Here is a 14,599-nt window from a genome sequence, read left to right as displayed (position 1 = left end):
ACAGCCATAGGAAAAACGAATATGGTGTTCGTAAGGTTCAGGTAAAATATTTGACTAAATTTGTATAATTAAAATATAACAACATGGCATTAGAAATAACAGATGCTACTTTTGACGAGGTAGTTTTAAAAAGTGATAAACCGGTAGTAGTTGATTTTTGGGCAGCTTGGTGTGGTCCTTGTAGAATGGTCGGCCCTATCATCGATGAGGTGAGTGCAGAATATGACGGTAAAGCCGTCGTTGGTAAGGTAGATGTAGATTCGAATCAGGAATTTGCGGCAAAATATGGGGTACGTAATATCCCAACGGTATTGGTATTCAAAAATGGCGAGATCGTGAATAGACAAGTAGGGGTTTCTCCCAAGAAAGTCTATACCGATGCCATTGATGCACTATTGTAAAAAGAAAATTATTTCAATTCAAAAAGGCCCTGATAGTAGTTTCAGGGCCTTTTTGTTTTATTTTAGTTGAACAATGCAAAGGCATGGATCTTAGATCAGAATTAGATAAGGCAAGTTTATTCCAGAATTTGGAGCTTTTGGCACAACAGGTGGTCGAGGGATTTATCAGTGGGATACACAAGAGTCCGTTTCATGGTTTCTCTGCCGAATTCGCTGAACATAAGATCTATAATAGCGGTGAGAGCACCAAGCATATCGATTGGAAGCTATTTGCCAAAACCGATAAGTTGTACACCAAAAGATATGAGGAAGAAACCAATCTAAGGTGCCATATGATCTTGGACAATTCGGCTTCCATGTATTATCCCAAGATTGAGAGACCCACGATCGATAACTTGAACAAAATAGGTTTTGGGGTTTTAGCAATCGCGGCGATAATGAATGTGCTTAAAAGACAACGTGATGCTGTCGGATTGAGTGTTTTCTCGGACACCTATAATTACTATGCCCCAGAAAAGGGGAGCGAAAGGCACCATCAAATGTTGTTGACCAAGTTAGGCGAGATCAGTTTGGATACCCAACCGGGTAAAAAGACCGGTTTGTATACCTATCTGCACTTGATAGCCGAAAAGCTGAAAAGGCGGAGTCTTATTTTCTTATTTACCGATATGTTTCAGACCGAAACCGATGACGACAAGATATTCGAGGCGCTACGCCATTTGAAGTACAATAAGCATGAGGTGGTGCTATTTCATTTATTGGATGCGGACAAGGAATTGCACTTTGATTTTGGGAATTCCCCCAAGCGTTTTCTGGATGTTGAGACCGGGGAACATATAGACCTTTTCTCCGACACCGTAAAGGCAGGATATGAAAAAGCCATAAAGGTTTATTTTGAGGCACTGAAATTAAAATGTGCCCAATACAAGATAAAGTATGTGGATGTCGATGTTCGTGGCGATTTTTCAAAAGTGTTGAATACATTTATGGTAGAGCGGCAAAAATTCCTTTGATGGTGTTGAATATTTTGCAAGAAATTGTTTGCGGATTTCATTAAGCAATGTATATTTGCACCGCTCTAAGCACGGTCTGGTAGTTCAGTTGGTTAGAATACCTGCCTGTCACGCAGGGGGTCGCGGGTTCGAGTCCCGTCCAGACCGCAACATAAAAGCCCTTCACAATCGTGAAGGGCTTTTTTAGTTTTGAGCGCATCGCTTGCGATTGAACGAAGAAATCAAAAAAGACCATGCCTACAAAGTTGGCGAAAGGCGATGTGTTTGCAGGGCCACCTTTTGGGCCGTTTCCGAACATCGTGAAGAAACAATCCCGGACGGGAAAATACCAGATCGCGCTTCCCATTTTCCAATTTAGAAGGTCAATCCAGTTGGCGAAAGGCGATGTGTTTGCAGGGCAACCATTTGGGCCGTTCGCGAACATCTATTAGCCGACCATAAACATTTTAACGGTTGCCGATCGTAATAACGGTCGAAAAAAAGACATGTGATAATGCCATTCAGGATGTCCTTTTCCATCTGTGGGGCGAAACCAAGATCTCATTCCCCTATAATATATTAAACCTTCTATGCGGATTTTCGTTGAACTCAATGCTCAAATATTATTTTAAGATCGACGTTCCCTGGCCAGGGCTGGCTTCAAACCAAGTTAATTTAAGGTTACAAGCTTTCTCATAAGCTTTTGATGCCGCAGCTACAAATTCGTCTATCGCATCTTCGTGTACTAAATTTATGGTACAACCACCAAAACCACCGCCCATCATTCGTGCGCCTAGGACCGCATCGTTACCTTTTGTAAACTCCACCAGAAAATCCAATTCAGGACAACTTACCTCATACATTTTGCTCAACCCTTCATGGGTTTTATACAATAATTCGCCAACTCTCTTGAGATTATTACCCTTAAGGGCCTCTACGGCCTCTAAAACCCTGATTTTCTCCTGGATGACATAGGCACAACGATTGTAGACCGTTTTATCGATTTTATCCTTTACCTTGTTCAACATGTCCATATTGGCATTACGTAACGATTTTACTTCAGGATAGATCTTTTGAAGTGCACCAACCCCTGCCTCACACTGGGCTCTTCTTTTGTTGTATTCACCGGACGCAAGATTGTGCGAAACATTGGTGTTCAAGAGTACGATCTTATATGGCTCTATATGTATAGGGATATAGGAGTACTCCAGTGACTCACAATCCAAAAGTATGACATGCCCTTCTTTACTCATTACGGAAGCAAATTGATCCATGATACCGCATTTGGTCCCCGCATAGGTATGCTCAGCCGCTTGTGACAACTCTACAATATCCATTTTGCTCAATCCTAAACCGAACAGTTCATTTAAACCAAAAGCCAATCCGCATTCCAATGCGGCCGAAGAACTCACACCAGAACCAATGGGCACATGGCTTTCCAAGACACAGTCAAAACCTTTAAGTTTGTCTGTCCTTTTTGATATTTCATTCAAAACACCCAAGATGTAGTTTTCCCATTCTACCTTACTTATTTCAATCGTATCCAAAGACAGTTCGAACCCGGTATCATAACCCTTGCTATAGACATGGCAGATTTTATCAGATCCATTTTTTTGAAACTGGAATGTTATTTTCTTTTCTATGGCCGTTGGCAGTACAAATCCCATATTATAATCGGTATGTTCCCCGATGATATTGATTCTACCTGGGGATTCAACAGTAAGTTCTGGTTTGAAATTGTCTAAAAAGCGCATATTTCTATATTAGTTGTTTTTCATATTCTTGACCATGGCAACAGAGGCAACAGTTCTAAAGCCCAAGTGTTCCAATGAAGAATCCACGCTTGTGGCCATTCTTGAGGAAACCCGATAACTCGCACAATAGGATGCATTGCACAAGAATGAACCCCCTTTCATTATTTTTTCCTTGGCATAGGGTTCCCGAACATTATAGGGGGTAGTCGCTCCTTTAGGGTTTACCGATACTATATTCTCCTTGGAAACCTTATTGTAATGATCTGTTCTATACCAGTCATTGGTCCATTCCCACACGTTTCCTGCTATTTCGTACAGACCAAATTCATTGGGAGGATAGGTTTTTACTGGGGCCCGCCGTTCAAAACCATCAACCTGCGTATTATTTACGGGGAATTCCCCTTCCCAACTATTCACCATTTGTGACAATACTGATACGTCGTTACCCCAAAAATAGATATTCCCCTTCTTATTCCCGCGGGCTGCCCTTTCCCATTCTGCTTCTGTAGGTAATCGTTTGCCCGCCCATTCACAATAAGCCAAGGCATCTTGGTATGCAATATGTACAACGGGATGGTTGTCCTTGCCTATTATGTTTGAATCTGGGCCATTGGGGTGTTTCCAATTGGCGCCTATAGTCCAATTCCACCATTGTGAGAAATCATACAGATTGGGAACTGGGCTCCTGGTTTTTTTAAAGGTCAAAGATCCAGGTTGCATGATGGAATCATGGGGCTTTGCAGTGCCTTCCGGGACTTGCTTTTTAAGTTCCTCCCAATCGATTTTTCTTTCGGCCACAGTAATATATCCCGTTGCATCAACAAACGTTTTATATTGGGCATTCGTTACCTCGGTAATATCCATAAAGAAACCATCTACAGCTACCTTATGTGCCGGTTTTTCATGGGGCATGGCCATTTTATCCTCTGGGATGGCACCCTGCATGAACTCGCCTCCGGGAATCCAAACCATACCTTCCGGGGTGTTCAGGTCGATTGGTTTTTGAATGGTCAGTTTGGATAAATCGACAACCTCTATAGTATCTATAACTTCTTCGGAATTTTCTTTTAGTTCTAATGTTGGTTTTTTATTGCCACATTGAATTAATGTAAACACCGTTACCATTCCGATGAAAATTTTGGGTATTTGATATGCAGATTTCATTAAGATTATAAAGGGCGTTTAAACATTAAATTAAATTGAATGCTTTAAAGAAAGGAATAAATTGTGATTTGCCATCATAGAGCGTGTTTTTTATGTAAGGGGTACAGTGTCGGTAACGAAAATTAAACCTACTAGGACCTTTTAATACCGGCATGCCTAAATGAAAATCGATTGTACTTTATCCTTGGTATAAAAGAACGCTTTGTTGGTCCTTATAATAGTTATTTAAATAAGTTTTAATTAGCTTAGAAGTCCGATGTCAACGTGTTTGCTTTCAAGACCAATTTTAGCATAAATGAAATGTATTGTTTGTGGAAAGCCAAGGGAATTTATCCCAAAGGTAAAAAATGATTCTAAGATAGAACCTGGAGAGGCCATTTACGATACCGATGCTTGGTACACTTTTGGTGAAGGCCCTACCAAAGAGCCTGAAGGTCATTTCAAGAACCATAAGGCTTTCATGAAACTCAAATATTCGAATACTGATATTCGCTATACTACAAAGGATTATTTAATAGATGCGATTGACTTTGGGGCGGTTGAACCAGGTAAGGAGGTGGGGTTTGAATCTTTTGCCAAAGATAAAATATACGATGCCCTTACCATTGGGAAGGGATCCTTTCTAGGTAGTGATGAAAAAATAGATTGGTCTAATGGAAAAGAAAAAGGACTTTCCGTTAAAGCTCCAACGAAAACCATAAATGAAATGGCAATCGTCATTAAGCTAACCATATTACAATAATGACATGACGATTGACGCCCACCAACATTTCTGGAGGTACGAACCTTTAAAACATAGCTGGATAGATGATTCCATAGCTGTGATACGAAAGGATTTTTTACCATCAGACTTAAAGAAGGTATTTGTAGAAAATGATATCGATGGTTGTGTGGCTATACAAGCCGATCAAACGCTACAGGAGACCGAATTTTTAGTGCAACTGGCCAAGGCGAATGAATTTATAAAAGGGATTGTAGGTTGGGTGGATATGCGTGACAAAGGGGTTGATGCTGTTTTGGAAAAATATAGCGATCAAAAGGAAATAAAGGGATTTCGACATATTGTTCAAGGGGAAGCGGACCCCAATTTTTTGCTACGACATGATTTTATAAGGGGTATATCCCATTTGGAAAAGTATGGGTATACTTATGATATTCTGGTTTTTCCACACCAATTGGGAGCTACCCTGGAATTTGTGAAAAAGTTTCCAGATCAGCGATTTGTTATAGACCATCTGGCCAAACCTTATATCAAGGATGGCTTCTTTGACGGATGGGCTGTTTTAATGAAAGAAATTGCCAAGTACGAAAATGTTTATTGTAAATTATCGGGCATGATTACCGAGGCCGATTTCAGTTCATGGACTCCCGATCAAATCGATCCTTATATGGATTTGGTTTTGGGGGCATTTGGGTCGGACAGGCTTATGTATGGCTCGGATTGGCCCGTTTGTCTCGTGGCTGGGAATTATACCCGGGTAAAGCAAGTAGTGGTTAATTTCATTGCAAAACTAAGCACAATCGAGCGGCAAAAGATTATGGGAAGTAATGCCATAAAATTTTATAATCTAAGATAGAACAGAATGGATTTAGGATTAAAAGGAAAAGTAGTCGTTATCTCAGGGGCTGCTGGCATTCAGGGGAGCATAGGCGAGACCATACTTCAAAATTTAGCGAACGAAGGGGCGATTCCTGCGCTAATCGATAGGAATGACCGTGGGTTTGCGTATGTGGAAAGTATCAAGAAAAAAGGAATTGATGCCCTCTTTTGTAAAACGGATGTCACAGAACCAAAGCAGATTGAAAAGGCCATGAATGCCATCATCGAAAAATATGGGAAAATAGATGTAATCATCAATAATGTGGGAGTGAATGATGGGGTTGGGTTGGATGCCACCTATGAAGAATTCATGGAGTCATTAAAATTGAATATGGTAAGTTACTTTTTAGTGGTGAAACATGCACTTCCCTATTTAAAGAAATCCAAGGGAAATATTTTGAACATCGGATCCAAAGTTGCCTTGACGGGACAAGGGAATACATCTGGGTATGCTGCTTCGAAAGGAGGCGTATTGGGTTTGACCAGAGAGTGGGCAGTCGACCTTGTTATATATGGAATTCGGTCAAATGCCATAATCATTGCCGAGAGTTGGACACCAGCCTATGATAATTGGATCAAATCCCTTGAGAATGGGGAGGAAAAACTAAAGTCCATCGTAAAGAACATACCCCTTGGAAACCGCATGACTACGCCCCAGGAAATTGCCGATACGTGCCTATTTACAATTTCAGATAGATCCTCGCACACCACCGGACAATTCATCTTTGTTGATGGGGGGTATGTGCATCTTGACCGTTCTTTACTGACCGATGACGACAACTAACCACCAGCTAAATTTCTAAAATGGAAAAATCCAGAAAAATTCCGGTTGTCCCTAAAAATGTAGTTCTACCCTTTATCTTGATTACCTTTTTGTTCGCCTTATGGGGTTTTGCTAATGATATCACCAATCCTATGGTCTCGGCGTTTAAAAAGATATTGGAATTGAACAATACGCAGGCATCTTGGGTACAAATGGCTTTTTATGGGGGTTATTTTACCATGGCATTTCCTGCAGCCATGTTTATAAAAAAGTATACCTATAAAAAAGGAATCATCCTAGGGTTGGTACTGTACGCCATTGGGGCACTAATGTTTTATCCTGCGGCTTCCTATGAGGAATTCGGATTTTTCTTGGCGGCCCTATATATTTTGACTTTTGGCTTGGCTTTCCTCGAGACAACCGCTAATCCCTTTATTTTATCAATGGGCCCGGAGGAGACAGCTACACGAAGATTGAATTTGGCCCAGGCATTTAACCCAATGGGAGCTTTAATGGGCTTATTCGTTGCCCAAACATTTATACTGGGGTCGTTACGATCCGATGACTTGGATGTGCAAGGCCAAACCATTTATGATACGCTCTCTGAAACGGCGAAAACCGCAGTAAGGACATCCGATCTTTTGGTCATTCGAAATCCTTATGTAATACTTGGATTATTTGTTTTGTTTATGCTCGTCCTTATAGCCATAGTAAAAATGCCGGAAAAGAAAGACTTGGACGGAGGTACTGTTGGGAGTGCGTTAAAGCGTCTTTTTAAGAGCAAAAAGTTTGTTGAGGGCGTTATAGCCCAAATGTTTTACGTTGGGGCCCAGATTATGTGTTGGACCTATATTTATCAATATTCGGAAACCTTGGGGATTGACAATAGAAGTGCGGTCACTTATGCGTATTGGGCTTTAATCTTGTTTTTAACTGGCCGTTGGATAGGAACCTATTTGTTAAAATTTGTTCTTGCGGGTAAACTCTTGATGTATTTCGCCTTAGGGGCCATACTATGTAGTCTGGGGGCTATTTTTATTGAAGGAATGATGGGATTGTATTTCCTAGTGGGAATTTCTCTATGTATGTCATTGATGTTCCCCACAATTTATGGCATTGCCCTGGAAGGCGTTGGTGAAGATGCCAAATTCGGAGCGGCATTTTTGGTTATGGCCATTGTCGGTGGGGCTATAATGCCTGTATTACAAGGTGCTATTTTAGACTTTGGGGGATCAGGTTATACCGATATCAAAATACTTGGTGTTCCAGAGGTCAATTTTTCATTTGCATTGCCCTTATGCTGCTTTCTTGTAGTAGCCATCTTTGGTTATAGAACGTACAAAATCCATAATAAATAAAGAATTTACCAGATGAAAACTAAAAGGATTTGCTATGCGTGCGATTTAAAGGACAACCCCGAATCAATAGCAACATATAAGCGGTATCATGTGACGGGAAATACGTGGCCAGAAGTAACAAAAAACATTAAACAAGCCGGAATTGTTGACATGCAGATTTATTTGACAGGAAACCGTATGTTTATGATCATGGAAGTTGATGAAACTTTTGATCCGAATAAAAAAGCTAAAATGGATGCCAATAATCCCAAGGTACAGGAATGGGAACAACTCATGTGGAAGTATCAACAGGGATTGCCTTGGGCTAAAAAAGGGGAGAAATGGGTTGAAATGGAACAAATATTTCAATTGTAACAAATACTGTTCATTTATTTAGTGGCGTTTAATACCGCTTGATCTGACTTATATCCAATGGGTCATTCAGTTCTTTTTGCAATTGCATTAATTCGGTGAACATGGCTTCCTTTCGAACTTTATGTTCCGGTTTATCCGCTAGGTCATACATTTCTTCTGGGTCGTTGGCCATATCGAAGAGTAAGATTTTATTCAATTTAGGGTAGACCAATAATTTATAGCCTTCCTTTCTAATCATACGTTGGGTACTTACATATCCCCCATATATGGCATCGTAATGGCTAGTATTTCTAGTTCCATTGAGAATATCCAAAAAACTGTTGAAATAAACATAATCCGGTTTTTCAATCCCTGCAAGTTCCAGACTTGTTGCCATTGCATCCTGTAAATAAATGTCCATATCAATTTTTTCACCTTTGGGAATTTTTGGACCGAGAATCATAAAAGGTGGGCGTATACTATGGTCAAACAAAGATTGCTTGCCCAACAACCCATGGCGACCCACGGCCAACCCATGGTCAGCCGTGAAGATAATATAGGTGTTATCTATTTTACCGCTAGCTTCCAAGGCATTAAGAATTGCCCCAATTTGATCGTCAAGATGGGTGATCAACGCATAGTATTCCTGAATATGTTTCTTTGTGGCATATTCGGTTCTAGGGAATGGTGCCAATGCCTCATCCCTTAAACCAGGTCCATTACCTATGCTATCTTTAAAAGGATACATGGGCATCCAACTTTTGGGCAAACTGATATTTTCCAACGGATATTTATCCAAGTATTCTTGAGGTGCTTGTCGCGGGTCATGGGGGGCATTGAACGCCAAATACATAAAGAATGGGGTTTCTTTGTCTTTTGCCTTATTGATGAAACCAATCGCATCATCTTTAAGGACTTCGCTCCAATGCTTGCCTCCTTCCCAATAACCACCATATTTCTTATCTGTAGGCGACCAAGTGGTGTCATTTTCAGTTAGTGGGCGATTATACCCTACCCCTTTGATATCCGATTCTGATTTGCCATTTTTTAGCATTTCATTTATCAGTGGAATTGATCCATCATGGCTCCTGGAATCTCTTGGCATACCAGGACGAACATGGGTGACATACTTAAAAACGGAATCAGCCGGCGCGTCTATGTGCCATTTACCGGTCATATAGGTTTCATATCCTGCCCTTTCCATCAGTTTTCCCCAGGTTTTGTCCAATTCTTGACCTACCATCCATTTTTGCCTGAACTGGTCGGCATCCCAAACACTGCGTCCTGAAATAAGCATGGCCCTCGAAGCCGTACATACTGCACCATTCCATGCACCCATATTATAGGCATGGGTAAATGTGGTTCCCGCATCAACCAAACGGTCGATATTCGGGGTCTTTATCTCCATATTTCCCAATGCGCTTATAGCGGTATAAGTCATGTCATCTGCAAAAATGAAAACTATATTGGGTTTCGAACACGTCGATTTTTCAGTAGTCTTACAATTCAACACCGATGCGATAAAAACAAAGGCAATCAGTTTTTTCATAGTGATTTCCGGAATATAGGCGTGACCAAAATCACAAAATGTGAACAATTATATATGGGTTGCTTTATTCAATATGCCCATTATTTTTTAGGTCCCAAAGGAAATCCCTTATTTCTAGATACATGGCTTCCCTACTTTCCGGAGAATCGAAAGATTGCCCCAAATGACGTGCAAAAGCATAGTTTGAGCAGAATTCATCGATATTGCCAAGCCCAAGTTGATGGTATTCCTCTACCAGATTGTTATAATCGACTGCATAGAGTTTTTCATTATTGAAATTGTCGATAATCGAATTGACCTTTTGGTTCATTTTTTTAAACTTTTCCCCAAAAGCGTTGAGGAAACCGAAGGGTGTACCGTTTGGATTCATTCTTGACTGTTACGTTTTAATTTATAGTTAAAAAAGAAATTGAAAATCACAATAAGGCTCAAAATGAGTGTAAGATAAAATTTTGTATCGGGTTCATTGTACTTGGTGGCTCTTGCATTGAAAAGCAAAAGAGCAACGGTATACCCGCTTAGAACAACAGGAACCAGAAGCGCAAATCTATATGATTTCCCTTTGGCGTCCATCATCCAACCCACCCAACCGATATGGGCAAACAAGTGAATAAGCAGGGTATATAGAAACACCCTATAAGACGAAAAGCCCATGACCTTGCCATCACTGGCAGTCAGGGCTTTTTCAAGTCCAAAGTCAGGTACCCAAGGGGCAAGCCCCTCTCCCTTAATGGTAATCAGATCATGTATATAAGGTAACGACGATACGCAAATGATAAGTATCGAGACCGTTAGGTTTTTAAGTATCGTCCTCTGTGATTTCGTCCTTATCAATGGCTTGTTGCTCATAGAGCTGGTCTTCATTCGCGGTCGATTCATTAGTGCATGAGGTCAATGCCGTGGTTGCTAGCAATACGGCAAAGCCAAAAACTACTTTAGTTGCTTTCATAATACATTGTTATTAAAGGTTAAACATCTTTAAATAACTATGAAAGCAGGGTAAAATTGTATTTTATCAGATAAATATTACATTTTTTTGTTGAAATAACAACAAAAAAACATTCGGATTAAACACTAAACCAAATATAATTAAAACACATTCGAATGCAGGAAAAAAACCATATTTCTCTTCCTCGGACCCACCATCCTATTGAAATCGTCCCTGGCATAAATTGGCAGGGTGGTTGATCAACCCATAATCGAGTCAAATATTTGGTTAAGATATAGTCCCACGCTTGCATACAACCCATTATTTTGGAAGCTAGAAACCAATGGTCAATAACAGGATTTGGAGAAATGCGCCATGATTCAAAAAAAAATCATAAAATAATTTAGTACTGACCTGGATCATTTTGTACGCCAGTGGTTCCTTATACTTTAGGGTCAAAATTCAAGGATTGTTTAACCTAAAAACACAATGTTATGTCACTAGTAAAATTTAGAAGAAGACCTTTCGGAAATCTTGTTAGACAGGATTTTTTCGATATGGATGATTTTTTCGATAATCGTTCTTGGGTCAGGAATATGCTTCCCGATACGTTTTGGAATGGTAAAACCACCGAACCCGCATTGAACATCAAGGAAACCGAGGACAAATTCGAAATAGAGCTTGCAGCTCCTGGCTTCGCCAAAAAGGATTTTGAAATCACTATTGAAGACGGCTGCTTGAACATTTCTGCTGAAAAATCGACATCAGAAGAGGAAAAAGAGGAAAATTATACTCGTCGCGAATTCAGTTATAATGCTTTTGAACGCTCATTGCAATTGCCAGAAAGCGTTAAGGAAGAAGCAATAAAAGCCAAGTACAAGGAAGGTATATTGAGTTTTGATCTATTAAAAAAAGAAGAGCTCAAGAAAAAACCACCTAAAAAGGTAGAGATTGCCTAACATCCATTGCGTCTAACAATGCCCTCTTACAAAAACCATAAAAAGCGTCCATGCGATTTGGTTAGGTAAGGGGGCATTGTCTTTTATTTTTATAATTACTTAATACACCGTTATGGTCCAAAGTCCCTTCTCACTTTCATCAGATGAAATTTTAAGCGCTTTGGATACTGACTATAGGCTAGGTCTGACTGAAAAAGAAGCCCAACGGCGACTTCAAAAATATGGACTGAACCAAATACCGGAACAGGGTCCTAAAAGTAGATGGTTCATTCTCAAGGATCAGCTGCTCGACCCCATAGTTTATATTCTTTCAATCGCAGCTGTTTTAGCATTTTTTTTTAGTGACAAGTTGGAAGGTTTTGCCATATTGATTGTGATATTGATATCAGTTGGCATTGGGTTTTTTATGGAGTTACAGGCGATTCGTTCTTTGGAAGCATTGCGCAAAATGGGACAGGCCAAAACCATGGTGGTGCGTTCGGGTAGGAAAAGGGTAATCAAGGCGGCTGAGATTGTCGTGGGGGATATTATTTACTTGCAGACAGGGGATGTAATTCCTGCAGACGGGCGACTTATCCATGTCGATAGTTTGTCCATAAAGGAGTCCGCCCTTACAGGGGAAAGTACACCGATAGTCAAAAATACGGATACACTGCCCATTAATACACCCTTGACCGATCAATCGAATATGGTCTTTAGGGGAACAACCGTATTAACGGGTTTAGGTAAAGCCATTATTACTGCGATAGGTAAAGATACCCAGCTGGGAAATATTCAGCAAATGGGGGTCGAGGCTGAAAAGGAACGAACCCCTTTGGAAAAGAAATTAAACGAATTGGGGAAAAGGCTCATCTGGCTGACACTTTTTCTTACGGTTATCATTGTTGTTTTAGGATTTCTACGCGGAAAAGAGTTGTTGCTGATGGTCGAAACCGGGTTGGCATTAGCGGTTGCTTCCATTCCAGAAGGGCTGCCTATCGTTGCCACTATTGCATTGGCTCAAGGCATGTACAGGTTATCTAAAAAACAGGTCATTATTAAAAAGTTGGAAGCCGTTCAGACTTTGGGAGCCACCGATATCATATGTACGGATAAGACGGGTACCTTGACCGAAGACCAATTAAAAGTCCATACTATTGTTTTTGCCAATGGATCGGTGACAGATATATATCACCATGAAAATAGCTTTGATGCAAAACAGAAACCTGCCTTAAAAAAAATAATCTTGACTTCGATCCTCTGTAACAATGTGGATGTTGGAGCGAATGACCATATCGGCGATTCCATTGAATTAGCCTTAATCGATTTTGCAAAGTATCTCGGATATGATGCCCTTGCCATTAAAAATGAATATCCTGAATATTTTGAACTTCCTTTTGATGCTGATCGCAAACTCATGGCCACAGCACATAAGAACAATACGTTCGCGGTATATGTAAAGGGCGCGTTCGAGAGCTTGGTTGCCCATTGTCATTATTATTTAGATGGGGACGAAAGGAGACCTTTACATAATGTCGATGCATGGTTTAAAAAAGTTGATGCCTTGGCTGCACAAGGCATGCGTACCTTGGCTTTCGCTTGTAAGGAAACGGCAAATGCACCCACGAAGGACACTATTTTGGACCAACTCATATTCTTAGGCCTAATAGGCTTTTTAGATCCAGCAAGAAAAGATGTAAAGGCCACACTTGACATCTACAAAAAGGCGGGGATTAAGGTAGTGATGGTCACAGGTGACCATCCAAGTACTTCACAAAGAATTGCACAGGAAATTGGACTATTGAACATAGATGCATCGCCTTTTAAAACACTTAGGGGGTGTGACCTTGATTTCGAAGCGTTAGAAAATGAAAATCATTCTAAAAAATTGCTCGATGCCACTATTTTCGCTCGTGTGACACCCCAACAAAAATTAAATCTAGTCTCCTTTTATCAAAAACACAATCATATTGTCGGGATGATCGGTGATGGTATAAATGACGTACCGGCATTAAAGAAGGCTGATATTGGCATTGCAATGGGCATCAGGGGAACTGAAGCTGCACGGGAGGTAGCTGATGTAATCCTTAAGAATGATAAGTTTACCGCCATAGAACTCGCTATTCGTCAAGGAAGAGTGGTTTTTCAGAATATCCGTCAATTTGTGGTATACCTATTGTCATGTAATCTGGCGGAGATCCTTTCAGTAGGATTTGCCGCATTACTGAATCTTCCGGCACCTTTATTGCCTTTGCAGATTCTATTTTTAAATCTAGTGACCGATATTTTTCCTGCACTCGCCTTAGGTTTGGGTAGGGGAGAGTCGGATATAATGGAGCAATCCCCTAAAAACCCTAAATCCCCGATTATAGACAGATTAGATTGGTATGCAATCCTTGTTTATGGTCTTAGTATCAGCACAGCCGTTATGGGAATCGTGGCATACGCACATTTTGTACTTCAACTAGAGGCTATTATGATCAACAATATGGCTTTCTATACTTTGGTGTTTGCACAATTATTCAATGTGTTCAATATACCCAAAAGACATGAATCTTTTTTCAACAATGAAGTCACGAAGAACCCATGGGTATGGTCTGCCATTTTTTTATCACTCGTGATAACTTTTAGTGCCTATCTTATACTACCAATCGCATCGGTCTTATCATTGAAAACCTTATCGGTTGAATTTTTTACAACAATATTTTTATTTGCTTTAGGGTCAATGGCATTGGCACAGCTGTTAAAAAGGTTAATAGTAGGTTCACATGAGAATTGAGGAGTTGTGCTCCTTAATTAATACTTTGGTTGGGCTGGAT

General features: G+C 40.3%; 15 protein-coding genes and 1 tRNA gene. 10 read left to right on the top strand and 6 right to left on the bottom strand.

The window, feature by feature from the left end:
* Positions 1-83: 83 nt before the first annotated feature.
* The 3 genes from trxA (at position 84) to HPE63_RS06015 (ending at position 1,561) form a co-directional block, all read left to right on the top strand.
* The gene (gene trxA / locus HPE63_RS06025) at positions 84-401 is read left to right on the top strand and encodes a thioredoxin (protein WP_188313357.1); all 318 of its coding nucleotides are present in this window, start codon (positions 84-86) and stop codon (positions 399-401) included.
* Positions 402-484: 83 nt separating this feature from the next.
* Positions 485-1,414, top strand: coding sequence for a DUF58 domain-containing protein (locus tag HPE63_RS06020; protein WP_188313356.1), 930 nt, complete (start codon positions 485-487; stop codon positions 1,412-1,414).
* A 73-nt stretch (positions 1,415-1,487) separates the two neighbouring features.
* A tRNA-Asp gene (locus HPE63_RS06015) sits at positions 1,488-1,561 on the top strand.
* Positions 1,562-2,016: 455 nt separating this feature from the next.
* On the opposite strand, the gene galK is transcribed toward HPE63_RS06015, so the two are convergent.
* Positions 2,017-3,147 carry a galactokinase gene (gene galK, locus HPE63_RS06010; RefSeq protein WP_188313355.1) on the bottom strand — a complete coding sequence of 377 codons (1,131 nt, stop codon included), beginning with the start codon at positions 3,145-3,147 and terminating at the stop codon, positions 2,017-2,019.
* A gap of 9 nt (positions 3,148-3,156) precedes the next feature.
* Entirely contained in the window at positions 3,157-4,272 is a 1,116-nt protein-coding gene (locus tag HPE63_RS06005; protein WP_188313354.1) for a formylglycine-generating enzyme family protein, read from the bottom strand.
* Positions 4,273-4,606: 334 nt separating this feature from the next.
* Between HPE63_RS06005 and HPE63_RS06000 the strand changes: the two genes are divergently transcribed.
* The 5 genes from HPE63_RS06000 to HPE63_RS05980 are packed head-to-tail and all read left to right on the top strand — an operon-like array spanning position 4,607 to position 8,386.
* Positions 4,607-5,053 carry a hypothetical protein gene (locus HPE63_RS06000; RefSeq protein ID WP_188313353.1) on the top strand — a complete coding sequence of 149 codons (447 nt, stop codon included), beginning with the start codon at positions 4,607-4,609 and terminating at the stop codon, positions 5,051-5,053.
* Between the two features lie 4 nt (positions 5,054-5,057).
* Positions 5,058-5,888 (top strand): amidohydrolase family protein, encoded by an 831-nt coding sequence (locus HPE63_RS05995; protein WP_188313352.1) that lies wholly within the window; start codon positions 5,058-5,060, stop codon positions 5,886-5,888.
* A gap of 6 nt (positions 5,889-5,894) precedes the next feature.
* A complete protein-coding gene (locus tag HPE63_RS05990) occupies positions 5,895-6,695 on the top strand; it encodes an SDR family oxidoreductase (RefSeq protein WP_188313351.1) in 801 nt (266 codons plus the stop codon).
* Positions 6,696-6,715: 20 nt separating this feature from the next.
* On the top strand, positions 6,716-8,032 hold the full coding sequence (gene fucP / locus HPE63_RS05985; RefSeq protein ID WP_188313350.1) for an L-fucose:H+ symporter permease: 1,317 nt from the start codon (positions 6,716-6,718) through the stop codon (positions 8,030-8,032).
* Positions 8,033-8,044: 12 nt separating this feature from the next.
* Positions 8,045-8,386, top strand: a complete 342-nt coding sequence (locus HPE63_RS05980) for an L-rhamnose mutarotase (RefSeq protein WP_188313349.1) — start codon at positions 8,045-8,047, stop codon at positions 8,384-8,386.
* Positions 8,387-8,414: 28 nt separating this feature from the next.
* On the opposite strand, the gene HPE63_RS05975 is transcribed toward HPE63_RS05980, so the two are convergent.
* The 4 genes from HPE63_RS05975 to HPE63_RS05960 all read right to left on the bottom strand — a co-directional run bounded on the left by HPE63_RS05975 (position 8,415) and on the right by HPE63_RS05960 (position 10,863).
* On the bottom strand, positions 8,415-9,914 hold the full coding sequence (locus tag HPE63_RS05975) for a sulfatase-like hydrolase/transferase (RefSeq protein ID WP_188313348.1): 1,500 nt from the start codon (positions 9,912-9,914) through the stop codon (positions 8,415-8,417).
* A 64-nt stretch (positions 9,915-9,978) separates the two neighbouring features.
* Positions 9,979-10,284, bottom strand: coding sequence for a hypothetical protein (locus tag HPE63_RS05970; protein ID WP_188313347.1), 306 nt, complete (start codon positions 10,282-10,284; stop codon positions 9,979-9,981).
* Positions 10,281-10,763 carry a hypothetical protein gene (locus HPE63_RS05965; RefSeq protein WP_188313346.1) on the bottom strand — a complete coding sequence of 161 codons (483 nt, stop codon included), beginning with the start codon at positions 10,761-10,763 and terminating at the stop codon, positions 10,281-10,283. The genes HPE63_RS05970 and HPE63_RS05965 overlap by 4 nt, the downstream gene beginning before the upstream one ends.
* On the bottom strand, positions 10,714-10,863 hold the full coding sequence (locus HPE63_RS05960; protein ID WP_188313345.1) for an ETRAMP family protein: 150 nt from the start codon (positions 10,861-10,863) through the stop codon (positions 10,714-10,716). Before HPE63_RS05960 ends, HPE63_RS05965 begins: the two co-directional genes overlap by 50 nt.
* Positions 10,864-11,336: 473 nt before the next feature.
* On the opposite strand from HPE63_RS05960, the gene HPE63_RS05955 reads away from it, so the two are divergent.
* Together HPE63_RS05955 and HPE63_RS05950 are read left to right on the top strand one after the other, a co-directional pair.
* Positions 11,337-11,801 (top strand): Hsp20/alpha crystallin family protein, encoded by a 465-nt coding sequence (locus HPE63_RS05955; RefSeq protein WP_188313344.1) that lies wholly within the window; start codon positions 11,337-11,339, stop codon positions 11,799-11,801.
* 112 nt (positions 11,802-11,913) lie between these two features.
* Positions 11,914-14,559 carry a cation-translocating P-type ATPase gene (locus HPE63_RS05950; RefSeq protein ID WP_188313343.1) on the top strand — a complete coding sequence of 882 codons (2,646 nt, stop codon included), beginning with the start codon at positions 11,914-11,916 and terminating at the stop codon, positions 14,557-14,559.
* The last annotated feature ends 40 nt before the right edge of the window (positions 14,560-14,599 follow it).

Origin of the sequence: Maribacter arenosus (genome assembly GCF_014610845.1) — a bacterium.
Lineage (GTDB): Bacteria > Bacteroidota > Bacteroidia > Flavobacteriales > Flavobacteriaceae > Maribacter_A > Maribacter_A arenosus.
Note: the sequence above shows the minus strand (reverse complement) of the source record. Positions and strands in the feature narration are given on the sequence as shown.